The organism is Chryseobacterium sp. FR048, from assembly GCF_056844665.1.
Map to the genome: position 1 here is coordinate 129,509 of NZ_JBXDSE010000010.1, position 25,032 is coordinate 154,540.

The 25,032-nt window shown below is 37.8% G+C and carries 24 protein-coding genes; 15 read left to right on the forward strand and 9 right to left on the reverse strand.

The annotated features are described in order from the left end of the window. Window positions 1–9: 9 nt before the first annotated feature. Entirely contained in the window at window positions 10–1,323 is a 1,314-nt protein-coding gene (locus tag AC106K_RS23820) for a T9SS type A sorting domain-containing protein (RefSeq protein WP_482448033.1), read from the forward strand. A gap of 85 nt (window positions 1,324–1,408) precedes the next feature. On the opposite strand, the gene AC106K_RS23825 is transcribed toward AC106K_RS23820, so the two are convergent. Next, complete coding sequence (locus AC106K_RS23825; protein WP_482448034.1) at window positions 1,409–1,765, reverse strand: hypothetical protein; 357 nt, start codon at window positions 1,763–1,765, stop codon at window positions 1,409–1,411. Window positions 1,766–1,902: 137 nt separating this feature from the next. Between AC106K_RS23825 and AC106K_RS23830 the strand changes: the two genes are divergently transcribed. From AC106K_RS23830 to AC106K_RS23865, 8 genes are all read left to right on the forward strand, one after another. After that, window positions 1,903–2,154, forward strand: coding sequence for a DUF1294 domain-containing protein (locus tag AC106K_RS23830; RefSeq protein WP_185289678.1), 252 nt, complete (start codon window positions 1,903–1,905; stop codon window positions 2,152–2,154). A gap of 248 nt (window positions 2,155–2,402) precedes the next feature. Beyond that, window positions 2,403–4,208 (forward strand): translational GTPase TypA, encoded by a 1,806-nt coding sequence (typA, locus tag AC106K_RS23835; RefSeq protein WP_047098508.1) that lies wholly within the window; start codon window positions 2,403–2,405, stop codon window positions 4,206–4,208. 140 nt (window positions 4,209–4,348) lie between these two features. Next, complete coding sequence (locus tag AC106K_RS23840; protein ID WP_482448037.1) at window positions 4,349–5,959, forward strand: glycoside hydrolase family 10-like protein; 1,611 nt, start codon at window positions 4,349–4,351, stop codon at window positions 5,957–5,959. 247 nt (window positions 5,960–6,206) lie between these two features. After that, window positions 6,207–6,584 carry a hypothetical protein gene (locus AC106K_RS23845; RefSeq protein ID WP_482448038.1) on the forward strand — a complete coding sequence of 126 codons (378 nt, stop codon included), beginning with the start codon at window positions 6,207–6,209 and terminating at the stop codon, window positions 6,582–6,584. 5 nt (window positions 6,585–6,589) lie between these two features. Beyond that, window positions 6,590–6,958: a hypothetical protein gene (locus tag AC106K_RS23850; RefSeq protein ID WP_482448040.1), complete on the forward strand. Its 369-nt coding sequence runs from the start codon at window positions 6,590–6,592 to the stop codon at window positions 6,956–6,958. 165 nt (window positions 6,959–7,123) lie between these two features. After that, window positions 7,124–7,675, forward strand: a complete 552-nt coding sequence (locus AC106K_RS23855) for a ferritin (protein ID WP_482448042.1) — start codon at window positions 7,124–7,126, stop codon at window positions 7,673–7,675. A gap of 178 nt (window positions 7,676–7,853) precedes the next feature. Next, window positions 7,854–8,945: a redox-regulated ATPase YchF gene (gene ychF, locus AC106K_RS23860; RefSeq protein WP_482448043.1), complete on the forward strand. Its 1,092-nt coding sequence runs from the start codon at window positions 7,854–7,856 to the stop codon at window positions 8,943–8,945. Between the two features lie 84 nt (window positions 8,946–9,029). Continuing rightward, window positions 9,030–10,109: a hypothetical protein gene (locus tag AC106K_RS23865; RefSeq protein WP_482448044.1), complete on the forward strand. Its 1,080-nt coding sequence runs from the start codon at window positions 9,030–9,032 to the stop codon at window positions 10,107–10,109. A gap of 54 nt (window positions 10,110–10,163) precedes the next feature. Here AC106K_RS23865 and AC106K_RS23870 read toward each other — a convergent pair whose 3' ends face one another. From AC106K_RS23870 to AC106K_RS23880, 3 genes are all read right to left on the reverse strand, one after another. After that, the gene (locus tag AC106K_RS23870) at window positions 10,164–10,412 is read right to left on the reverse strand and encodes a hypothetical protein (RefSeq protein WP_482448045.1); all 249 of its coding nucleotides are present in this window, start codon (window positions 10,410–10,412) and stop codon (window positions 10,164–10,166) included. A gap of 99 nt (window positions 10,413–10,511) precedes the next feature. Continuing rightward, window positions 10,512–10,673, reverse strand: a complete 162-nt coding sequence (locus AC106K_RS23875; protein ID WP_482448046.1) for a hypothetical protein — start codon at window positions 10,671–10,673, stop codon at window positions 10,512–10,514. A 29-nt stretch (window positions 10,674–10,702) separates the two neighbouring features. Continuing rightward, window positions 10,703–10,903, reverse strand: a complete 201-nt coding sequence (locus AC106K_RS23880) for a bacteriocin (RefSeq protein WP_482448047.1) — start codon at window positions 10,901–10,903, stop codon at window positions 10,703–10,705. A 194-nt stretch (window positions 10,904–11,097) separates the two neighbouring features. Between AC106K_RS23880 and AC106K_RS23885 the strand changes: the two genes are divergently transcribed. Continuing rightward, complete coding sequence (locus tag AC106K_RS23885) at window positions 11,098–12,036, forward strand: helix-turn-helix domain-containing protein (RefSeq protein WP_482448048.1); 939 nt, start codon at window positions 11,098–11,100, stop codon at window positions 12,034–12,036. Window positions 12,037–12,126: 90 nt separating this feature from the next. Next, window positions 12,127–12,891 (forward strand): SDR family NAD(P)-dependent oxidoreductase, encoded by a 765-nt coding sequence (locus tag AC106K_RS23890; RefSeq protein WP_482448049.1) that lies wholly within the window; start codon window positions 12,127–12,129, stop codon window positions 12,889–12,891. Between the two features lie 85 nt (window positions 12,892–12,976). On the opposite strand, the gene AC106K_RS23895 is transcribed toward AC106K_RS23890, so the two are convergent. From AC106K_RS23895 to AC106K_RS23905, 3 genes are all read right to left on the reverse strand, one after another. Then, window positions 12,977–13,162, reverse strand: a complete 186-nt coding sequence (locus tag AC106K_RS23895) for a bacteriocin (RefSeq protein WP_482448050.1) — start codon at window positions 13,160–13,162, stop codon at window positions 12,977–12,979. A 39-nt stretch (window positions 13,163–13,201) separates the two neighbouring features. Further along, window positions 13,202–13,369 (reverse strand): hypothetical protein, encoded by a 168-nt coding sequence (locus AC106K_RS23900; RefSeq protein ID WP_482448051.1) that lies wholly within the window; start codon window positions 13,367–13,369, stop codon window positions 13,202–13,204. 785 nt (window positions 13,370–14,154) lie between these two features. Then, window positions 14,155–15,303 carry a methionine aminotransferase gene (locus tag AC106K_RS23905; protein WP_482448052.1) on the reverse strand — a complete coding sequence of 383 codons (1,149 nt, stop codon included), beginning with the start codon at window positions 15,301–15,303 and terminating at the stop codon, window positions 14,155–14,157. Between the two features lie 321 nt (window positions 15,304–15,624). Between AC106K_RS23905 and AC106K_RS23910 the strand changes: the two genes are divergently transcribed. After that, window positions 15,625–16,161 carry a DUF2867 domain-containing protein gene (locus AC106K_RS23910; RefSeq protein ID WP_482448053.1) on the forward strand — a complete coding sequence of 179 codons (537 nt, stop codon included), beginning with the start codon at window positions 15,625–15,627 and terminating at the stop codon, window positions 16,159–16,161. Between the two features lie 13 nt (window positions 16,162–16,174). Here the strand turns inward: AC106K_RS23910 and AC106K_RS23915 are convergent, their stop codons facing one another. Both AC106K_RS23915 and AC106K_RS23920 read right to left on the reverse strand, forming a co-directional pair. After that, the gene (locus AC106K_RS23915; RefSeq protein WP_482448054.1) at window positions 16,175–16,900 is read right to left on the reverse strand and encodes a LytR/AlgR family response regulator transcription factor; all 726 of its coding nucleotides are present in this window, start codon (window positions 16,898–16,900) and stop codon (window positions 16,175–16,177) included. Next, entirely contained in the window at window positions 16,890–19,730 is a 2,841-nt protein-coding gene (locus AC106K_RS23920; protein ID WP_482448055.1) for a sensor histidine kinase, read from the reverse strand. The genes AC106K_RS23915 and AC106K_RS23920 overlap by 11 nt, the downstream gene beginning before the upstream one ends. A gap of 220 nt (window positions 19,731–19,950) precedes the next feature. Between AC106K_RS23920 and AC106K_RS23925 the strand changes: the two genes are divergently transcribed. The 3 genes from AC106K_RS23925 (at window position 19,951) to AC106K_RS23935 (ending at window position 25,026) form a co-directional block, all read left to right on the forward strand. After that, on the forward strand, window positions 19,951–21,837 hold the full coding sequence (locus tag AC106K_RS23925; protein WP_482448056.1) for a DNA topoisomerase IV subunit B: 1,887 nt from the start codon (window positions 19,951–19,953) through the stop codon (window positions 21,835–21,837). 112 nt (window positions 21,838–21,949) lie between these two features. Then, window positions 21,950–22,426 (forward strand): hypothetical protein, encoded by a 477-nt coding sequence (locus tag AC106K_RS23930; RefSeq protein WP_482448057.1) that lies wholly within the window; start codon window positions 21,950–21,952, stop codon window positions 22,424–22,426. Window positions 22,427–22,434: 8 nt separating this feature from the next. Beyond that, entirely contained in the window at window positions 22,435–25,026 is a 2,592-nt protein-coding gene (locus AC106K_RS23935) for a DNA gyrase/topoisomerase IV subunit A (RefSeq protein WP_482448058.1), read from the forward strand. Window positions 25,027–25,032 lie beyond the last annotated feature (6 nt).

A 25,032-nucleotide genomic window follows, 5' to 3' on the forward strand; every position in this document is an offset into this window, starting at 1 on the left:
TACATAATCATGACGAAAATTTATCTTTTTTTATTGCTGTTATGGACAATAATTCTGAACGCACAGCCACTTACATGGACAAAAATTTCTCCCACACCGCCTCCGGGCTTTCCTTACCGTTCTGCGATTTTTCTGGGTGAAAAAAAACTTATTTGGGCTACTTTTTGTGATGGATCGATCCCCTTTAAAGAGCCAACGGCAATGAGCTTTTCAATAAGTGCAGACGGCGGAAATACCTGGTCAACCAAAGGGTATTTTCCTTTTGCGATGGCAAGCACTAAGCCTTATGGATTTACTTTTTTGGGATTTACGCCTCTTTCAACCAGCATGGGACTTTATTTGTGCGCAATAGAAGATTCCTATGCAAAAGTTTTTAAAACATCAGATGGTGGCATGACCTGGAAGACTACAGGACAATTTGATACTTACCCTTATTCCATTCACTTTTTTGATGACAAAAATGGAATTGTCATATGCCGGGAAGATACTTCTCAAAAGTTTAAAATTTATAGAACTACAGATGCAGGGGACAGCTGGCAAAAAGTTGATCCTGCCCATATTCCTTCAACGATCGGATATGAGACAGGGGCGCATCTTTTTGGTTTTGTTTCCTCTTATAAAGATACTTTCTGGTTTGGCACAAATAGCGGGCGGATTTTTAAAACCAATAATAAAGGACTTACATGGTCTGTAGTTTCATCACCTTACATTTATGGCGGTGTGACGGGGGTCTTCGCAGATAGCATGGGACCTTTTACTCTTGAAGATGAAAATAATGCTTATATGGTAGAATATAACTCCGGGAAACTTCATAGAACAACCGATGGCGGATTGACATGGACGACTCAGGGAAAGATAGAAACGGGGAGTGCCAATTTCCATATTATAAAAGTGCCCAATAGCGATATTCTTTTGGCTGCCGGAGAAAAAACAAGGTATAGCCTGGATAAAGGCCTAACCTGGACTGAGATTGATAACGACCCTAAATTTGGAATTTATAGCAATAGCTCAGGGTTTACAACGAGTCTTAGTTATTATAAACTTACAGGAATTATTGATAAAACACCCATAGAAACGGGAACACCTGGTGACAATAAAGACGAAGATGAATTTGGAATTTATCCCATTCCTACAGGAAATTACCTCTATATAAGATCAAAAACACCTATTAATAGCTATATTATATGGGATTCTGCAGGCAGGCTGATTCAGACAGGAGGGGCAGGAAATCAGATCAATGTTTCATGGTTTGCAGAAGGAACTTATCATATTGAAATTCATCATGACGGAAATACCATTATCAAGAAATTTATTAAAAAATAAAACCTTCACAGTTTAAGCAAAAAATAAAAGTGATCTCTAGAGGTCACTTTTTTATTAGGATATTTTTGAAATAATGCAGCCGGAATCAATTAAAAATCCATGAATTCTGAACACGTACACAATATTCGCTTCCCAGATATAAAGGGTTGCCATGTTTTTCAGACCAGAATCCGTCCAGAATATCTTTATTCAGGCAGCGGTACACTGCTACACCTTTATATACTGTATGATCACCCCCTTCATAGTTGAAGTTGAGGACCAGGATCTGATCTTTATAGAATCCGGTTCCGTTTTGTATATGATCACCGATGATCCATTGGGCAACAATCCGGTTGTTTTCATCAACAGATAAAGTCAATATACCACTATAAGAATGCTGATCAGATTCCTCCTGATTGCTTCCTTTAATAGAATAAGTTCCTGCCAGATCATGTACTGTCATTGATTTGTTTTTTTTGGAAGGCAAATGTAAGAAAATCTTACTTTGATAATGCTTAAAAAATCTCAAAACCTAGATATGAACCTGCAGACTTTTCTATCTTTAAATTAAACTCTATTTTTGCAGCAAATTAATTGTAGATGTTTCCTTTTCTGCTGATCGCTAACCTTATTACATTCGGAGTCTTTGGGTTTGACAAATGGCAAGCCAAAAAACACCAGTGGAGAATTTCTGAGAATGCTCTTCTGGGACTTTCCCTTATCGGAGCGATAGGAGCTGCTTCCGGAATGATCCTCTTCAATCATAAAGTGTCCAAAAAATCTTTTCTGGTTAAATTTTTTCTGGTGCTCTTAATTGATGTTGTATTGCTGTACCGATTTATAAGACATTGATACAGACAGATATTCGTTCTTCAAAAGATGTTTTTTTTAGAAAAAAGAATAAATACAATATATTTCTGCATGAATTTTATTGTGATTATAGGTGAAATAAAGGGGTAGGAGAGGCTTCCAACTTATATTTTTTCAGACGTTTTTTCAGAAAATAATCTAATTTTCTCATTATGAAATTGTTAAATATTGCATAAACTTTTTAATTAATTCATTTAAAATCACTATTTTTGCACCCGTAAAAATCCTATATGCAAAACATTAGAAATATTGCGATTATCGCACACGTTGACCACGGAAAGACAACTTTGGTTGACAAGATCATCCACGCTACCAACATTTTCAGAGAAAATCAGGAGAGTGGGGAATTAATTATGGATAACAATGATCTTGAAAGAGAAAGAGGGATCACCATCTTATCCAAGAATATTTCTGTTACTTATAAAGACACAAAAATTAATGTAATCGATACTCCTGGTCACGCCGATTTCGGAGGAGAAGTAGAAAGAGTATTAAAAATGGCTGACGGAGTTATTTTGTTGGTGGATGCGTTCGAAGGACCAATGCCACAGACAAGATTCGTACTTCAGAAAGCTTTGGAATTAGGACTGAGACCATTAGTGGTTATCAACAAAGTAGATAAGCCAAACTGTCGTCCTGACGAAGTTCACGACAAAGTATTTGATTTGTTCTTCAACCTTGATGCTACAGAAGAGCAATTGGATTTCCCTACATTCTATGGGTCTTCAAAACAAGGTTGGTTCAACACTTCACTAGAGCAGACTGAAGATATTTTACCATTATTGGATGGTATTTTACAATATGTTCCTGAACCAAAAGTAACAGAAGGTAACCTTCAGATGCAGATTACTTCTCTTGATTTCTCTTCTTTCTTAGGAAGAATTGCCATCGGGAAAGTGACAAGAGGTGAGATCAAAGAATCTCAATGGATCGGTCTTGCACAGGCAGAAGGTAAAATTGTAAAAGGAAAAGTAAAAGAACTTTACGTTTTCGAAGGTTTAGGAAAGAAAAAAGTAACTGAAGTAAAAGCAGGAGACATCTGTGCTGTGGTTGGTTTCGATGCTTTCCAGATCGGAGATTCTTTCGTAGATCTTGAAAATCCTGAACCATTGGAAAGAACAGCGATTGACGAGCCTACTCTGAACATGACGTTCTCTATCAACAATTCACCTTTCTTCGGTAAAGATGGTAAATATGTTACTTCCAATCACCTGAAAGAAAGATTAACAAAAGAATTAGAGAAAAACTTAGCATTAAGAGTTCAGCAGACTGATGATGCCAACACTTTCCTTGTATTCGGTAGAGGTATTCTTCACTTATCTGTTTTGATCGAAACTATGAGAAGAGAAGGGTACGAAATGACAATTGGTCAGCCACAGGTTATCTTCAGAGAAATTGATGGTGAAAAATGTGAGCCTTATGAATCTTTGGTAGTAGACGTTCCTGAAGAATTTGCTTCAAGAGTAATCGATTTGGCTACCCAGAGAAAAGGAGATCTTCACATTATGGAAACAAAAGGGGAGATGCAGCACATGGAGTTTGAAATTCCTTCAAGAGGTTTGATCGGACTACGTTCTCAGATGTTGACAGCTACTGCAGGTGAAGCTATCATGGCACACCGTTTCACAGAATACAAGCCTTTCAAAGGAGCTATTCCTGGAAGAAACAACGGAGTATTGATCAGCAAAACTACAGGTCCTGCTACAGAATATTCTATTGCTAAACTACAGGATAGAGGGAAGTTTTTCGTTGATCCGGGTGAGGAAATCTACACAGGGATGATCATCGGTGAGCAAAACAAGCCTGGAGACTTGGTAGTAAACATCGTAGAAGCAAAACAGTTGAACAACATGAGAGCTTCCGGAAAAGATAAAGATACTGGTGTTGCTCCGAAAATCTTATTCTCTCTTGAAGAATGTATGGAATATATCCAGGGTGACGAAGCCATTGAGGTAACGCCAAACTTCATCAGAATGAGAAAGAAAATCCTTTCAGAAGAAGAAAGAAAAAGAGTGGAAAGATCAGCGAAAGCTTAATCGTTCACGATTTAAATTTAAAATATATAGAAAAGCCTCGAATTTTTCGGGGCTTTTTTTCTAGAAAACAGGAAAAATTGTTTATTTTTTCAAAAAAATATCCCAAGTAATAAAATATAAATTAAAGTAGTTTTGCGGCTATGAGAATGAATAAATTAAAACTTATCGTTTTATTGGGCGTTTTTGCATCATACACTACCTCATGTTCTGTTCAGAACAACGTGACGAAAACCCCGCCTGCTAAGAATACAACAAGACCTAATACCAACCCTCCTAAACCTAAAGACCAGACAGCGGTACCTAAACCTACTACAGGTAATACGGCTGATGAAACCTTCCGAACCACCCTTCCTGAAATCAAAAGAGAATTCAGAGGAGCATGGATTGCCAGTGTAGCCAATATCAACTGGCCTTCCAGAAATAACCTGAGCGTAGAACAACAGAAAGCCGAAGCAATCAGCATGCTTGATATGCTGAAAGATAATAACTTCAATGCGGCTATTTTCCAGATCAGACCTTCAGCAGACGCTTTATATACCAGTGATATTGAGCCGTGGTCTTATTTCCTGACCGGGGAAACAGGAACTGCTCCCTATCCAAACTATGATCCTCTTCAGTTCTGGATCGCGGAAGCCCATAAAAGAGGCCTGGAGCTTCATGTATGGCTGAACCCTTACCGTGCCCATCATACCAATGGTGGTACAGTGAACAAACTTTCAATGGCCAATAAACTTTCCGATATTGTTGTAAGGCTGAAAAATGGGATGTACTGGTTTGATCCTGCCAACCCGCAAACACAGGGTCACGTGTCGAATGTAGTAAAAGACATCGTAAAAAGATACGATATTGATGCCGTTCATTTTGACGACTATTTCTATCCATATGCCACTTATAATAAAGGGGCCGATTTCCCGGATAACGCAACCTGGAATGCCTATGTAAGCAGTGGAGGAACCCTGTCAAGAGCAGACTGGAGGAGAGATAATGTGAATAAATTTGTAGAACGTATCTATAAAGAAATTCATGCCGAAAAAAATAATGTAAGATTTGGGATCAGCCCGTTCGGAATCTGGAAACCGGGATACCCGGCAGGGATTGTAGGATCTTCACAATACGATGAGCTGTATGCAGATGCCAAATTATGGCTCAATAAAGGCTGGGTAGATTATTTCTCACCACAATTATACTGGCCGATCGATTCCAAAGGACAAGGTTTTGAAGCTTTATTAAGCTGGTGGCAGTCTGAAAACACCATGAACCGTCATTTGTGGCCAGGACTGAATACCGTTGAGATCAAAGTATCTGACCGTCCGACGGAAATCAAAAATCAGATTGACATTTCAAGAAAAATCCTGAAAAATGACGCCGGAGAAATTCACTGGAGTATTGCAGGGCTTTCCAAAAATCCGGGAATGCTTCCTGCATTGAAGAATGGTCCGTACAGTGAAAAAGCATTGATTCCTAAATCTCCATGGATCAAAGCTGTTCCTCTGCAGACGCCAACCTTATTTATAGCAGATAACGGAAGTTTTGCCCAGACAAGCTGGAGTATTAAAAATGCAGCAGATGTTTTCCAATGGGTACTTTTCACCCAGTACAACGGAGTATGGCAAACAGAAATCTTAACGCTGGATACTCTTTCAAAAGATATTCCTAAGTTTAAAGATGGTAAAAAGCTGAATGCCATAGCCATCAAAGCCATCGACAGACTTGGAAACGAAAGTGATTATATGGCAAAAAAGATCAAATAAAATACAACCGGAATTAAGAACGGAAGTAACCGTTTAAATTTTGTAACCTTACAAAGGGCTTGACTTTAAAATAGTCAGGCTCCTTTTGTTTTTTTGTGGTTCTGAAAATCATTTGGTTATGTTTTATGTAGACACTTTGTAGACATCAGATGATGGAGTCTGTAGTAATTCTGTAGGGGATAAATGATCGCAGGTTTGAAAAGATTCTTGCAATTTTATCCAAGAGAATTTTAATCGTATAAAAAGAATGATTTTTATTAGCAAAACTACCGTATATCCTTTTCATCTTCATACAGAAGTGTTGCCTTCCGGTATATCTGGCGGAAAGCATCTCAATATTAGCTTTTACCAGGGCTATGCAGCCATGTTTTGGGGAAAGGTTCCAAGTAATATGATTGGGAAAAAATATGCAGTAGTAAAAGATATTGATACAGGAAAAATACTTACCCTCGAAGAATGGCCTCAACAGATAAAAGAATATTTTGAAAAAGAAAAAATAAAATACAGACCGCCTTTCCGGATCCGTTTCGGATGGATATGGATATTGGTGGGTACATCCTTATTCATTACCGCTTTATTCACTTTTCTGATTATATATCTGATGATCATTACCCCTAAAAAATAATCGCTATGGAAGAAAATGAAGAGTTATCCCGTTACAATGGTGATTCTCAAAACAACAGAGAAGCTTTGCAGAAAATAAAATCAAAGGCGCAAAGCAGTGTACTGATATTCGGAATTATCATCGTCTTTTTTCTTTACGCAGGAATTAAGATCCTGATAGAGGTCTCTGCGTTAGAAAGTACTTACAGTTCCGGTGTCCCTGAGTCTGAGATCCGGCTGATATTCAAATCCGAACTGATGTACGGTATATTTACTATCATAGGCAAATGGGGATTCTTCGGATTCTTCCTGATTCTTTCCATACTGGTATACTGGGTTAAAATAAAAGATAGCCTGAAAACCATCAGAGAATGTAATATCCTAATGGCTCGATAGCAGGAGCCAACTGAAGGATTGTATTTTAGAATAGCTATAAATTATTAGTTTAAAATGATGATTTTCAGTTTAATATAATGTATTATAGTGAAATGGGATTGAAAATAAAATCTTATCGGAATCATTTTTGCATCATCAGTATCATAATCACCAAAATATAACATTATGAATACTAAAAGACTTTCCGCTAATATGGAAAAAGCACTTAGTGATCAGATGAACAAGGAAATTCATGCATCACACATTTTTCTATCGTATGGAATTTGGGCCGATGATAAAGGCTATCAGGGAATTGCCAATTTTCTCTACCGCCATGCTCAGGAAGAAAGAAACCATTCGATCAAATTCATGGAATACATTTTAAACAGAGGCGGAAAACCAAAAGTAGCAGCAATTCCGGCTCCTCCGGCCGATCCCAAAAACCTTACCGCCTGTTTTGACGGAGTTTTCAAACATGAGGTAGACAATACCACGGCCATCTATAAAATAGTAGACCTTTCAATGGAAGAAAAAGACTGGGCAACATGGAATTTCATGCAGTGGTTCGTACAGGAACAGATCGAAGAAGAGACACTGGCCCAAAACTTAATCGATAAATTAAAAATTGCAGGCGGAGACCGTGCTACAGACGAATCATTATTCACGCTGGATAGGGCAATGCAGGCTGCTCCGAATGACGCGCCACTGGCTCAGGAAGCAACAGGGAACAATCCGTAAATGTCAATGGTCCTGTAAAAACAATTTGAAAATCTGTCAGAATGCTGACAGATTTTTTTATTATGAAACTCCCTCAAAAATCACTATCTTTGCACACTCGTAATTCAAGGTTCGGGTTTTATTTAAAGCTGTAGAATCCTTGAATTGCTCCTAAACCTTAAACTTTGAATTTTACAATATGAAATGTGGAATCGTAGGCCTGCCGAATGTAGGTAAATCAACACTTTTTAACTGTCTGAGTAACGCAAAGGCTCAGTCGGCAAACTATCCTTTCTGTACTATTGAACCCAACCTTGGAACGGTTTCTGTACCGGATCAGAGATTGTTTGAACTGGAGAAAATCGTAAAACCTGAGCGCGTTTTACCAGCTGTGGTTGAAATCGTTGATATTGCAGGTCTTGTAAAAGGTGCCAGCAAAGGAGAAGGATTGGGGAACCAGTTCCTGGCGAATATCCGTGAGTGTGAGGCGATCATCCACGTATTAAGATGTTTTGACAATGGAAATATCGTTCACGTTGAAGGTTCAGTAGACCCATTAAGAGATAAAGAAATTATTGATATTGAGCTACAGCTGAAAGACCTTGAAACCGTAGGAAAAGCAGTTGAAAAAGCTAAAAAGTTCATCAAATCAGGTAAAAAAGAAGATATTCTTACCTATGAAACCCTTCAGAATCTACAGAAATTCCTTGAAGACGGAAAAAATGCAAGAGAATTTGCTGTAGATGATTTTACAAAATCTATTATCGGAGAAGTTCAGCTTTTGACCAATAAGCCGGTACTTTACGTTTGTAATGTAGACGAAAACTCTATCAAAAACGGAAACGACTGGATTGGAAAGATCGAAGAAATGGCTAAAAATGAAGGGGCTGAAATCGTTGTATTGGCTGCTCAGATTGAGGCTGACATCAACGAGCTTGAGACTTTCGAAGAAAGAGAGATTTTCCTTGAAGAACTAGGTCTTACAGAGCCGGGAGTAAACCGTTTGATCAGAAAAGCTTATGACCTGTTGAAACTTCAGACGTATTTTACGGCAGGGGTGAAAGAAGTAAGAGCCTGGACGATCGGGCAGGGATGGACAGCTCCGCAGGCAGCTGGAGTAATCCACACAGACTTTGAAAAAGGATTTATCCGTGCAGAAGTAATCAAATATAATGATTATATCACTTACGGATCTGAGGTGAAAATAAAAGAAGCCGGAAAACTTTCTGTAGAAGGTAAAGAATATGTAGTTCAGGATGGAGACATCATGCACTTCAGATTCAATGTATAAGAAAATATTAAAGTTAGTTTATAATAAAAAGCGCTTTCATGAATTTGGGAGCGCTTTTTGCATGCATAGGTGAAAACTATCATCATGAGAATTCTATATTTCGCGGTATGCACCCTGTTTTTTTCCTGCTCCCCATCTATCGAACAGAAGTGTTTTATGAACAAAGGGGACGATGTATTTGAGGGCTATGAAGAACCGAAGTCTTACACCGCAAAACAGATATTAAACGACAAACCGGATTATCTGGAAGTTGTAAACCTGAAGCAGTACCGGGCTTTTAAGAAAGACAGTACAGATACCCACTCTTACGATTATTCTTCGGAATCTGAAAGCATATGGTCAAGGCAGGACCGGGAGTTTAAAGTACTGAAAGAACAATTTTCAGATCAGTTCCTGTTCTATTCCCAACAGCAGGTAGGAAATACTTTATATGGCTTAGGAAAGAACAGATTGGGATTCTGGCTGCTTACAATCAAAAACAATCAGCCCAAAGCTTATTTTCTAGGCTTAAGTTTTAGTCATTATTATGTCAACCTTGTTCAGCAAAATCCTATTATAAAAGATGGATTTCTTCAGTTTGAAGGAAGCCTTGTAAAAATTATAAAAGTAGCCGGACTTCCCGGTTATGATGATTACTCGGCAATCGAAGACGGGAAACTGTTTAAAATCAATTTAAAAGATCTGATGAAAGATTCAGATGGCGACGGATATAACGATATTTTTGAGAAATGTTTCGGTTTAAATCCAGACAATAAAGATACAGATGGCGACGGGATCAATGACTTTGAAGATCTGAATCCCATGTTTGCCTCTGAAAAAAATAAGTTCACTCAGCTTTATGAATTGTTACTGCCCAATTATGGAACTACAAACCTTAAAAAGTTGAATTATACTTTTGAGGTCTATGAGACCGATTGTGATTATTTCCATCAGATCAATCCTGAACTAAGGATTTTATTTATGCCTGAAAGTAAGAGTAAACAGACATACTATACCAGAATGACCGATGTCACAGATGGAACCATTTCCAAAATCCAGAAAGACGATAAAGATCCGGATACAGTCTATATCTATCAATCAGGAAGCAGCTTTACCAATGATTATAAAGCAAAGTATGTAAAAGGGAAATGGATCTTGGAAAATATTGGTGGAACTGTTGTTTAAATTTTGGCGTATATAATAACTGCTCCCTGAAATCAGAGAGCAGTTATTGTATTCCTACATGGACATGGGGATCTCAAACCTGCATTTTGCCTCTATACATTCTATAGAGTACATCACACAGTTATTAACAATATCTGCACATTTTATTGATCCTCCTCCATCAGTTCTACAATCCAGTTCATAGCATGAAGGACCATATTGAATGCATACATCGCCATTCTTGCAAAGTTTTACACCTCCAGCGATTGTTCTCAGTTGTTTTTTACTTAGTTTTTTTCCGTTTTCTGAAATTTGTTTTTTCATGTTTACTGAATTTTTAATGGTTTTAGTTTTAGGATGAATATAAATAATAACAGATAAAAAAGCGCCTCCTGAAAATAAGGAAACGCCCTATCTTTTGAATTATTCAATTTCAATGCTCGGTTGGCATTGTGGTTCTGCACAGCTGAAGGATATTTTGCTGCATACCCGCTCAGCCAGCCAGCACATTTCTTTTCCTCCGGTGATTACTCTCAGCTCTTTTTTGTTAAGCTTTTTTCCTTTGTTTACAGTTTGATTTTTCATAATTTTTGTTGTTGGTTTTATTAGAATAGTTAAAACTCTATTGGATGGTTGGGTCTGCATTCCAACTGCGCACATGAAGGCGAGGTGATTTTACAACGGCTACCGCCCTGGCATGGAGGATCCGGACAAAAAGTAGGGGTGGGTTCAATACAATTGAGTAGTCCTCCGGTAATGGATTTTAATTCTTTTTTGTTCAGCTTTTTGCCGATTTCTGCAAATAAATTTTTCATGTTTTTGATTTTTAGTGAGTTAGTTATTACGAATGTAATGAAAATAAATGAACATATATCACTTTATATGGAGAAAATAATAAATACATTAACAAATTGATAGCTTAGAATATTTCAATAGATATTCTCTTTGAAAATATTCGGCTATTGAATCTCCATAACTTTGTATATTTGAATTTTACAAATCGTTTGCTATGGAAAAAATAGCTCATACTTCATTGGAAGATTTTTACAGAGAAATGGCGGCCAAACTGGGTAAAGATCTGGAAAGCATTTTCCCGAAAGGGCTTCATAAAGACATTGGACACTTTAATGTATTTGACATTGCCCAGACCATAGAAAAAATAAAAACTACTTCTGAGATGCCTTATAACAGGAGGAAATATTACAAAATAAGCTTTATCCGGGGAAAAAACAGAGCTGAATATGCGGATAAGGTGATTGCAATAAAAGAAAATGCGTTATTGTTTGCTACCCCGAAAGTTCCTTATCATTGGATTCCTGAAGATCCTGAGCAGGCAGGCAGTTTCTGTGTATTTACAGAAGATTTTTTCATTAAAGATAAATCGTATTATAATCTGGAAGACCTGCCCATTTTTCAGCCAGGTGCTATTCCTGTTTTTGAAATAAGCGATGACCTTGCAGAAGAGATTGAAGCCGTTTTCAACAAAATAAAAAAAGAAATCGATTCCGATTATGTTTTTAAATATGATCTGATCAGAAATTATGTGATGGAACTGATCCACTACGGCCAAAAACTACAGCCAGCCACTAAAATATCAGCCTCCAACGATGCCTCAATGCGAGTGGTATCCCTATTCATAGAACTATTGGAGCGACAGTTCCCGATTGAATCCTGGGATCAGAAGCTGCAGCTCAGGACAGCGAAAGACTATGCAGAACGATTGGCAGTACATGTCAATTATCTAAACAAAAGGCTTAAAGAAAGTACCGGAAAAACGACAACAGAACTTATTTCTGACCGTATCATTCAGGAAGCGAAAATTCTTTTAAGACAGACAAAATGGAATGTGTCGGAAATATCTTATGCCTTAGGATTTGAGGAGATTGCCCATTTTTCTAATTTTTTTAAAAGAAAAACTTCTTTTACTCCTCTGGAATTTCGTTCATGATTTGAATTTTGCAAATTTTAGATTGATTCGGACAAATGCCTGATCATAGAAATACCCCAACTTTGTAACATCAAAATAATCAAAATAAAAATGGACACAAAAACAAATATTGCACTGGTAACCGGAGGAAACCGTGGATTGGGAAAAAATGCAGCCCTTAAAATTGCTCAAAAAGGACTAGACGTCATCATTACTTACAGAAGCAATCAGGAAGAAGCAGAAGCCGTAGTGAATGAAATTAAGGCTTTGGGACAGAAAGCAGCAGCCTTTCAGTTGAATACAAAAGATATTAAAAGTTTTGATGCTTTTGTAAAAGACATTACCACACATCTGCTGGAAAATACAGGCAGCACAAATATTGACTACCTGGTTAATAATGCCGGAACAGCTTTATACTCACCGATTACTGAAGTTACCGAAGAACAGCTTGACGATATGGTAGACATCCATTTCAAAGGAGTGTTTTTCCTGACCCAAAAACTGTTGCCTTTCATCAATAATGGGGGAGGAATCGTTAATATATCTTCAGGGCTGGCCAGATTTGCAACACCGGGATCATCGGTATACGGATCGATAAAAGCAGGAGTGGAAATGCTTACAAAGTATATGGCAAAAGAGTTGGGATCAAGAAAGATCAAAGCCAATGTGATTGCTCCGGGAGCCATAGAAACTGACTTCGGTGGAGGCAGAGTGAGAGATAATGCAGATATAAATGCAATGGTAGCCGGTGCTACCGCTCTGGGAAGAGTAGGTCTTCCGGATGATATAGGTGGGGTAGTGGCATTCCTTTGTACAGAAGATGCAGGCTGGATCAATGGGCAGAGAATTGAAGCATCAGGAGGAATGTTTTTATAAAAATAGCTCTAAGCTCTCTTAAAATAAAATAGGCCGTCTCGAAATGTATGAGACGGCCTATTTTTATTATTTATGCCATTAGGGACTAATCAATTACAATGGGATCCAAAGGCTCTAAAGGCTCCAGAGGTTCCAATGGCTGGCATTTTTTCTCTAGGCATTCGGGACCGTAAATTTTACATTTTCCTAATGAATTCGTACATTGTAGCGGTTTCAAGCCACCGCTGATTACTTTCAGCTCTTTCTTGCTTAGTTTTTTTCCTTTGTTCATCTTTTTACTGTTTATAATGTTAATTTACAGATTGATTCATTAAGAGATAATGAAAGGAGGTACCTGGCATTGAGGCTCACCGCAATATTTTCCATATTCAGCACATTCCGTAGTTCCTGGAGGAATACATATTTTGCGACCTCCATGGATCACGTTCAATTGTTTTTTGTTCAGTTTTTTTCCTTTTTGTAGAATTTGATTTCTCATAATAATTATTTTAATGATTGTTTGTCTGGTTATGGAAAAGGGGTTTTGCATTGAGGTTCCTCACAAAATCTGCCACGATCTATGCATTCGCCCAGCCTTGTATCTTAGCATATTTTAAAACCAGCTCCTTTCATTAAGCTTAAAGCTGATCTGCCGAGCAGTTTTCCTTTTAATAAAGATTTGCTTTTCATGGTTTTGATTTTTAATGAGTTAGTCTGACGAATATAAGGAAAATATAATGATAAATCACTCATTTAGGAAAAAATAAACAATGTTTACCCTATTTGAGATTCCAAATCCTATTTATTTATGAATTATAATTGTAGAAAAAAATAGAAAAACACTAAACATAATAAGAAAGTCAATAGTATTACTCTGTCTGGATAGCCACCTCGCTTCATCAGTGACCCTGTCGCATTCCTTTGCTCCCTGAAATAAAACATTTAGCTTATTAAAACTTTGCGTCAAATAAAACTTTCATTATAAGCCACAAATCCACGAATAATTCCTCCGGATTACTGCTAATTAGGTTGTTGAAAATTTTGAGCTAGCCTTCCTTCTTGATTACTTCTTAATCCTTATAAAAAACTTAATGTTTCAAAATGAACATTAGTCTGTCTGGATAGCCACCTCGCTTCATCAGCGACCCTGTCGCCCTCCTTTGCTCCCTGAAATAAAACATTAAGCTTATTAAAACTTTGCGTCAAATAAAACGTTTATTATAAGCCACTAATTCACGAATAATTTCTTCGATTGCAGCTAATTAAGTTTTTAAAACTAGGTGATTAAATCTTCGACAGATTCTCAATTGCCCTTTCTAACGTTTCCTGTTTCTTGGCAAAACACAATCTGATCACATGTTCATTCAATTTATTTTTGTAGAAAGAAGAAAAAGGAACACTGGCTACTTTATGATTAATCGTCAGCTCTGTAGCAAAATCAAAATCGTTTTTATCTGAAATTTTCCCATATTTCACCGCCTGAAAATAAGTTCCTTCACAATCAAGTAACTCGAAAGAAGTCCCGGACAGTCCATTTCTCAGGAAATCTCTTTTTTCCTGAAAAAACTGATTCAGATGAATATAGTGAGTGTCATCTTTCATATATTCGGCGAGAGCCAGCTGGATAGGTGTATTCACACAGAAAACATTGAACTGATGTACTTTTCTGAATTCGTCCGTTAAAATTTTAGGAGCGGCACAATAACCGACTTTCCAGCCTGTAACGTGGAATAGTTTACCAAAAGAGGCGACCAGAAGACTTCTGTCTTTGAGCTCGGGATATTTACAGATGCTTAAATGCTGCTTTCCGTCAAAAATAATATTCTCATATACTTCGTCACTTAAAATAAGAATGGAAGTGTTTTTCACCAATTGAATAAGCTCCTGAATATCCTCTTCTTTCAGGATTTTTCCTGATGGATTATTCGGATTGTTGAGGATAATCATTCTGGTTTTTTCATTGACCAGATTTTTAACAGCTTTCCAATCGATTTCATAATCGGGAGCTTTCATTTCAAAACGCTTTACAATCCCTCCGAAAAGCTCTACGGTAGGCTCGTAGCAGTCATATGCGGGTTCGAAAATGATGACTTCATCATCTTTTTTTACAAAGGTGGCAATGGCTGTAAAAATTGCCTGAGTCCCTCCGGCAGTTACGGTTATTTCAGTATCCGGATGATAAATTGCCTGATGACTGTTCTCGATTTTTCTGGCGATCTCTTCCTTAAGGGCGATCATTCCTCCGAGTGGAGCATACTGATTGAACCCTTTTTTAATGAAATGGTCTACCTGATTCAGCAGTTCCGGGTCCGGCATAAAATCCGGGAAACCCTGAGAAAGATTAATAGCCTCATTTTCATTGGCAAGTTGAGTCATTTGGCTGAAAATAGTAGTACCTACATTGGAAAGTTTTGACAGAGGAAGTTGTATCATAAATGCAATTTTATCGGTACCGAATTTAATGAAATAATTAAAACACTTTGAATATGCTTAGATAAAAATTGAGATAACATGTAGTATGATGATTTTAAAAAAAACAGATTTTAAAACTGAAAGGAGGTCTGGAAAGCTATAAGGAGCTAGAATTTTGAAACTGAGGTAGGTGGTAAGTTGCCTATAATTAATTGTTTACATAGATTTTTGGTTAAATTTTTTAAAAAAATATGATTTTAAACACTTGTTTGAAATTTTCTTTTAAATAAACCTGTAATTAGCTACATTTGTTAGACAATAACCAACTTACAATCCATGACAATGAAAATTAGGAAGATTGAGTTTCCTGAAAAATCGGTTTTATCCCAGGAGAAAAAAGATTTTGATTATATCGACAGCTTTAAAGGAGAGATCAGGAATGAATGCATCAACAGCTCCGAAATGGGCAAAGCTTTCTTTACCAGCGGGCCTCAATGGGGCAAGAAAATGTTTGCTTTCAGGAATAATGTCGTTAAGTTGTTCGGACTGAAAACAGGAGCGGAGAATGGTAAAATACAGGATCATCAGGATTTTACCTGTGAAGTTGGCGATCAGGTGGGGCTTTTTAAAATCTTTGGTAAAACCAATAATGAGATTGTTCTTGGTGAAGACGATAAACATCTTGATTTCAGAATTTCTCTGCTTTATGATAACGCAGAGGATGAAAATAAAGAAAATTCTTTAACGATTTCTACGACAGTGAAATTCCATAATTGGCTTGGGGTATTGTATTTTCTTCCTGTAAGACCTTTTCATAAACTGATCGTTCCTTCCATGCTGAAAAGAATGATCAATCAATTAGAAAATAAACCTGATTAAGAATTACGACATTTTACTCTATATATTCTATCCGGTGAAGGAAATCGTTCTTTTTGCGGACGGAAACATCCAATACAGAATGATCTGCCATCACGACCTGACCACCTTTTCCTTTGATGTATTCCTTAAGATGTGAAAGGTTGATCAGGTGCTTATGGTGGATTCTGAAGAAATTGTATTTCAAAAGCAATTCCTCAAATTCATGGAGGGTCTTGGAGACAATAATTTTGGTTTTATCGGTAAGATAGAATGTCGTATAGCTGGAATCGGCTTCACAGCGGATAATATCGTTGATGTCTGTGATTTTAAATCCCTGAAGCGTCGGAAGATTGATTTTGTGACTCTGGAGAACTGCTGCGCTCTTGTTTTTTCTGAAGTTTTCAAGCACTTTGTTAACAGCAATAATGAAATCCATCTTTTTGATGGGCTTCAGCAGATAGTCGGCTGCGCCGTTTTTGATCGCCTGGATGGCAAAATGTTCAAAAGCGGTAATAAAAATAATCTGGGAATCAATTTCTCTGAACTTGGAAAGGAGGTCGAATGCAGTGCCGTCCTTCAGCTGAATATCAAGGAAAAGAATATCAGGAGTGTTTTTCGAAAGGTAAATATAAGCCTCCTCTACACTGGATGCCTGATAGGCATTGTGTATTTCAGGAAATTCGTTCTCCAGAAGCAGAGCGATATAATCTCTTCCATCCTGTTCGTCATCAATGATGCATGCTTGTATTTTAGTTTTCATAAGGTGTAATATAAAGTTTGATCTGGGTTCCCGGTCTTTTTTCTTTCTCCTGAAGATCGGTAATTTCCAATACAATATGAGTCTCAAAAAGTTGCTTAAATGTTTCAATCCTTTTTTCAGATAATTTTACTCCAAAAGAATCAGTCTTTCCGTGGCTGTTTTTTTCAATCCCGATCCCGTTGTCTTCAATGATGATACACAGGGCAGTTCCCGTGTGCTGAAACAGAACTTCAATACTTCCTTTTCTGTCCTGAAGGCTGGCAACACCATGCTTTATGGCATTTTCTACAAAAGGCTGGATCAGAAGGGAAGGTACTACCCAGTTTTCATCGACGTTTTCGGAAATGATGATTTTATAATCAAAAATATCTTTCAGACGAAGCTTTTCCATATCCAGGTATAATCTCAGATATTCAGTTTCTTCTTTTATCGGCATAAAAGTTTTTTCAGAATAATGAAGCGTTTTCCTGATCATCCGGGCGAAAGTGTCGAGATAATTTTCCGCCTCTTCATAATCTTTTTTGTAGAGTAAAAAATGAATAGAATTGAGACAGTTGTAGATAAAGTGCGGATTGATTTGTGCTTTAATAGCCTGGAGTTCAAGCTCTGCAATTTTCTTCTCATAATAAAGCGTTTCCAGTTTTTTATTTCTCTTTTTCTGAAAATACCATCTGATCAGCAGAAACAAAACAGAATCTCCAATCAAAAACAGTAATAATTTAAACCACCAGGTTTGCCAGAATGCAGGCTTGACTTCAAAATGAAAATCAGTTGATGTATAGGACCTTCTCCCGTTGTATCCAATTCCAAAAACTTTAAAGGTGTATTCACCCGGCGGAATAGCATTGAATGTAATGTTCGGGGAACTTCCGGTCTGCCATCCGTCACTTAAACCTTCAATTTTATACTGGTAGCTTATTTTTCCCTGAGATACAAAATCGGGGAAGCTGAGATTGAAGGTCAGACTGTTATTAGGGGATTGGGTTGTAAACGGTGTGCTAAAGTCGAAAATTTCCTTATTTCCGGTTTTTATAGAATTAATGATGACCTTTTTATGAATAGTTTCCTGCTGGCTGAGCAGATTCCTGATCGAAAAGATGCCCAGTCCTTTTGACGTGGCGACATAAATGGTATCTCCCGAGAGTACACATCCGGCGACCACATTAGAGGGAAGCCCGTCTGTACGGGTAAAATTATTGATCTTTACCATTTTACCCTTGATTTCAATCCTGCTGAGCCCGGAATTGGTTCCTGCCCAGAATACTCTTTCATTCTCCGGTTCTATTTTTTTGACCTGATTGGCCACCAGCCCGTCTTTTTCCGTGATGGTTTTTACAATCCCTGAATGATTAAAAAGAACGATCCCTTTGAGATTGGTTGAGCCGGCATACAGATTGGGTGCGAGCTTTTTTATATCGGTGAAATAATAGCCTTCCAGAAAAAGTTTTTTCTTTAGGGTAACAGTATTCAGCTTATAAAGATCTTTAAATGTTCCTGCGAAAAGGCTGTCCTTGGCATAAGGAAGTGCAGTATAAATTCTGGTGTCAGAGATGAGTTTTTGATAGGTTCCGGAAGAATAATTATAAGCAATAAGACCTTCTAAGGTACATAGAAGTGCAGATCCGGGTAGGTATGGGACAATGTTTTTTAGTGCATTGCCATTCAGAATATGTGTTTCCTTCGTTGCCGTATTGTATTGTATCGGATCTCTGGCCAGACCGAAAATGATGGTATTTCCTTCTGAAAAAATAGCCTTATTTTCCATCTTGGAGTGTGTTTTTTCCAACCGGAGATCAGTGATTTTTCCATTATGGTAAATTCCGGCTTTGGCTTCATTGTAACCAAGATAAATTTGGTTTTTATTTTTTGCAATAGCGGTGATATAGGCGGAATTGTTTTGTACAGGAAAATCAATATAGTTTCGGAAAAACATTTCTGAAATAAAGAAAATACCATTGTTCCGGGTAGAAAACCAGATATTCTTATCCTGGTCTGTAAGTACATCATGAATAATGTATTGGTCCATAAGTCTTATAGGGTCTGATAAGCCGTTTTTCTCCATAAAAGGCCGTCGGAAATACAAGACACCGCCATTTTCCAGGCATGCCCAAATCCGTGAATCTTCACCCATGGCGAGCCTGCGAATATTTTCGGGAGCGGTATAAGAATGTACTTTTTTGAAGTAAAACTTGTTGTGAATCTGATAGATGTCAATCGTTTTTTCACCTTTCACAATGAGGAAGTTTCCTTCTATCATTGCGGATATTGTTTTTTTTAACTGAAGATTACAAACTGTTTTCTTGTGAGTGAAAATATTGTAAGCCTCAATGTTTTTTTTCTTCTTCTTATCCGATAAATAAAGCAGTCCATTTTCCGGATCGAGTCCGAAAGCATAATGAGAATCTGAAGGATCAGCACTGGTTCTGAGGGGGATGGTACTGATTTTTTCGTTTTTATAAATCAAAATGTTTTTTGGATTACTTCCTTCATACAGATATAAGGCATCTTTGTAAATATTTACGCTGGCTGTATAGGAAAATTTCAATTTTTTTAGCTCAGGGTTAAGCTCAGAGTTGATTACTTTTCCTTTTTTTATATAACCAAAATCATTCAGAAAAGGAATGATAAACACCTCACCGCCGGGGATGGGAAAACAGTAAAGAACTTCAATGTTTTTTAATCCGTCTTTACTCCCGAACTGTTTGAATTCTGTCCCGTCAAATCTGAAAAAACCATTGTCACTTCCAATATAGATAAACCCGTTTTTATCCTGATTCATACCATAAGTATATGAGCTGTTCAGCCCATCTCCTTCATTATAATGTACCATTCCCGGAATTTGTGCATTGCATAATGAGACAGATAGTGATATGAAGCAAAATAAACAGAAAAATATCCTTTTTTTCACGTCCAATGGAATAATCGTGTAAATTATAGAAATTGTTTGATAATACTGTAATATTTATAAGGAAATATTGAAAAAAACAGCGTTAAAAAATTCGGATAATTTTATACAATTTCGTACTTTTGTATGTTTGCTGAAATCATATATGTCACAAGAAATAAATCCAACCTATTCAGAAGATAATATCAGAACCCTCGATTGGCAGGAACATATCCGCCTGCGTCCCGGAATGTACATCGGGAAGCTTGGTGACGGGTCTTCCGCCGATGACGGTATTTACATTCTGCTTAAAGAAATCCTGGATAACTCCATCGATGAGTTCAGGATGAGATCAGGGAAAAGAATCGAAATAAAACTTGACGACGGGAAAGTTACCATCCGTGACTTCGGACGTGGTATCCCACTCGGAAAGGTAGTAGATGCCGTTTCTAAAATGAATACCGGAGGAAAGTACGACAGTAAAGCGTTCAAAAAATCTGTAGGATTGAACGGGGTCGGTACCAAAGCGGTCAATGCACTTTCCGATTATTTCAGAGTGCGTTCTTTCCGTGATGGGAAAATGAAAGCCGCGGAATTCTCCCGGGGTCTCATAAAAGAAAACTTTGAAGAAAAAGAAACCTCAGATAGAAACGGTACGGAAATTTCCTTCATTCCCGACGGAGATATTTTCCTTCATTTCAAATACAGAAAAGAGTATATCGAGAGAATGCTCCGCAATTATGCGTATCTGAATCCGGGGCTGAAAATTCTTTTCAACGGAGAAACCTATTTCTCTGAAAACGGTCTTAAGGACCTTCTGGAAGAAGAGCTGGAAAGCGATATTCTCTATCCCATCATTCACCTGAAAGATGATGATATTGAAGTGGCGATTACCCATTCTGATAAATCTCAGACGGAAACCTATTTTTCATTCGTAAACGGACAGAATACCACACAGGGAGGAACGCACCTTAACGCATTCCGTGAAGCCTATGTAAAAACGGTTCGTGAATTTTTCAATAAAAGCTTTGACGCTTCAGATATAAGAAAGTCGATCATTGCAGCTATTTCCATCAACGTTGAAGAACCGGTTTTCGAATCCCAGACCAAAACCAAACTGGGCTCGAACGATATGGGACCGAATGGTCCTACGGTAAGAACCTTTATCATCGATTTTCTTAAAAGCAAACTGGACAATTTCCTGCACAAGAACCCGGAAATAGCAGACGCCATCCAAAGAAAAATATTGATTTCCGAAAGAGAACGAAAAGAACTTTCGGGAATTCAGAAACTGGCCAGAGAAAGAGCTAAAAAAGTTTCTCTTCACAACAAAAAACTTCGGGATTGCAGACAGCATTACAACGATCAGAAAGCTGAAAGAAAAGGGGATACCCAGATCTTTATCACCGAGGGAGATTCGGCATCAGGATCCATCACTAAGTCCAGAGATGTAGAAACACAGGCGGTATTCTCGCTGAAAGGGAAACCGTTGAACTGCTATGGCCTTACCAAGAAAGTAGTCTATGAGAATGAAGAATTCAACCTTCTTCAGGCTGCTTTGAATATTGAGGAAAGTCTGGAAGACCTGAGATACAACCAGGTGATCATTGCTACCGATGCCGATGTCGATGGGATGCACATCCGTCTGCTGATGATTACATTCTTCCTGCAGTTCTTTCCGGATCTGATCAAAAACGGTCACCTTTATATCCTTCAGACCCCGTTATTCAGGGTGAGAAACAAAAAAGAAACAAGATACTGCTATTCAGAAGCAGAAAGAATAAAAGCCCTGAATGAGTTGGGTAAAAACCCTGAGATTACCCGATTCAAAGGATTGGGAGAGATTTCTCCGGATGAATTCAAACATTTTATTGGGAAAGATATTCGCCTGGAGCCGGTGGTGGTAGGAAAAGATCAGACCATAGACCAGCTTCTGGAGTTCTATATGGGAAAAAATACCCCGGACAGACAAACCTTCATTCTTGAAAACCTTGTAGTGGAAGATGATACAGATATTGATAAAAAACAAATTCTGGATGAAGTAGAAAACTAAAAAAACTTAAAATCAAAACAACTGGTCATGAAAAATGACCACAACGACTGAAAAAAAACACATTTTGGATGAAGTGGAAATTTAAAACACTTACAACACCCGAAAAATCAAAATGAGACTAAGTAATCGTAACAAAGCATCAGTTTATAACTCTTTGAGCACTTTGCTTTTGATGATCATAGTATTTGGAATATTGTTCTTTATAGTCAATAAATATAGATTCAATATATTAGGAATAGAAAGCTATCTGTTGATTCTCGTTCCGGTTCTGATGCTGATTATCTTTCATCTTGCCGGAAGGCAGATCTTTGAGTATGATAGTGACGGAGAAGCGCTGAACTTCAAAAACAGGAATGTAGTTCCTTTTTTAAGCAAGCCGCTGCATGATGAGTTTCCGAAATATAAGCTGATAAAATATGATGTAATCAGTATGCTCTTTATCAAAAGATTATACATTACCGTTTCAAGTAAGAATAATGGTTCTACCATATTAAAGTACCAGATTTCCTATTTGACAAGAAAAGAAGTAAACGATTTAAAAATCTCTCTGAATAAAGTAGTAAAAGCTAATAAAGAGAAAAAAGATTAAAGAAACAGATGACGACAGAAGAATATTCGCATGAGGGAGAAAGCCTGAAGAAAGTTTCCGGTCTCTATAAAGATTGGTTTCTGGACTATGCTTCCTATGTAATTTTGGATAGGGCTATTCCTTCGGTGTATGATGGGCTAAAGCCCGTTCAGCGAAGAATCATGCACTCTATGCGGGAACTGGAAGACGGCCGTTATAATAAGGTCGCCAATATCGTGGGAAACACCATGAAATACCACCCTCACGGAGATGCTTCCATTACCGATGCCATGGTACAGATCGGGCAGAAAGAATTGCTGATAGATACTCAGGGAAACTGGGGGAATATCTATACGGGAGACTCTGCCGCAGCAGCAAGGTATATTGAAGCAAGGCTTACCCCATTCGCCCTGGAAGTGGTTTTTAACCCAAAAACTACGGAATGGACAAAATCCTATGACGGAAGAAATAATGAACCGGTCGATTTACCGGTAAAGTTTCCTTTGCTTCTTGCGCAGGGAGTAGAGGGGATTGGAGTAGGACTTTCTACCAAAATACTTCCGCACAACTTCAATGAGCTTATCAATGCATCAGTAGCTTACCTGAAAGGAAAGAAATTCGAACTCTATCCTGACTTTCTGACCGCAGGGTACCTGGATGTTTCCGAATACAATGACGGGCACAGAGGCGGAAAGGTAAGAGCAAGAGCAAAAATTACACAAACTGATAAACATACACTGGTTATTTCAGAACTTCCGTATTCGAAGACAACCACTGATCTTATTGATTCTATCCTGAAAGCTAATGAGAAAGGGAAGATCAAGATCAAAAAGATCGAGGACAATACTTCGGATAAGGTTGAGATCCTGATTCATATCCATAATGATGTTTCTCCGGATAAGACGATTGATGCGCTTTATGCATTTACAGACTGCCAGGTAACCATTTCTCCGAATGCCTGCGTAATCGTGGGAGACAAGCCAATGTTTATGAATGTTTCCGATATTCTGAAAATGAATACGGATCATACTGTTTCATTGCTGAAGAAAGAGCTGGAAATTGAGCTTCATGAGCTTCAGGAAAGCTGGCATTTCTCTTCTTTGGAAAGAATTTTCATCGAAAACAGGATCTATCACGATATTGAAGAGGTAAAAACATGGGAAGATGTACTGAAAACAATTGATGCAGGATTGAAACCGCACACCGGACACCTTCTGAGAGCAGTAACCGAAGAAGATATTCTGAAGCTGACTGAGATCAGAATCAAGAGAATTTCAAGATTCGATTTAGATAAATTTAAAGAAAATATAGCCGCTCTGGAAGGCAAAATAGAACAGGTGAAGCATCATTTGGCTAACCTGATTGCCTATGCTATTGACTATTACCTGAATATTCAGAAGAAATACGGAAAAGACAAACAGAGAAAGACGGAACTTAGAATATTTGATACGATCGATGCTACCAAAGTAGCCGTAGCCAATGAAAAGTTCTATGCCAATTTCGAAGAAGGTTTCATAGGAACCTCTCTGAAGAAAGACCAGTATCTGTTCGACTGTTCAGACATCGATGATATTATTACTTTCAGAAAAGACGGAAGTATGAAAGTGGTAAAAGTGGAGGCCAAAACATTTATCGGAAAAGATATACTTCACGTTGCCATATGGAAGAAAAACGATAAAAGAACGGTATACAATATGATCTACCGTGAAGGAAGAGAAGGTCCTTATTATATGAAACGTTTTTCCGTAACCGGAGTAACAAGAAATACAGACTATCCGCTTGCTTCAGATAAAAAAGGTTCAGAGACGTTATATTTCTCAGCCAACCCTAACGGAGAAGCAGAAACGGTAACGGTACTTTTGAAACCTAACCCAAGAATCCGAAAAAATAAAATGGAAATCAATTTCTCTGATCTTGCCATCAAAGGAAGAGATTCCAAAGGAAATCTGGTGACCAAATACGCCGTTAAAAAGGTAGATATGAAAGAAGAAGGAGTTTCTACACTGGCTCCGAGAAAGATCTGGTTTGACGATACCGTGAGAAGACTGAATGCAGATGCAAGAGGTACCTTACTGGGAAGCTTCAAAGGGGATGACAAAATTCTTACCATCAATACCAACGGCGAAGTAAAGCTGGTGTCTTTTGATCTGGGGAACCGTTTTGATGATGAATATCTGGTATTGGAAAAATGGAGACCTGCACAGCCCATTACCTGTATTTATTATGATGGAGAGAAAGACATTTACTTTATCAAGAGATTCTTGCTGGAGAATACAGTGAATGTACAGACTTTCATGCCATCTGAACACCCGAAATCGTTCATTGAAAACGTTATTGTAGCCAATGATGCCACAGCCGAAATCATTTTTGCAAAAGATAAAGGTAAAGAGCGTGATCCTGAAACCGTAAATATTGATGAATTCATTGCTGTGAAAGGAATAAAAGCGATCGGAAATCAGTTTACAAAATTTAAAGTAAAAGCCATTAATATTACCATTCCTGAACCTGTAGAAGAAGAACCTGAAGTATATGAAGATCCGGAACCGACAGGAGAGGGTGATGAAGATGGCGGAATCATCGGAGATCTGTTCCAGAGTGATGAGTCTGAAAACCAAGAATAATACATG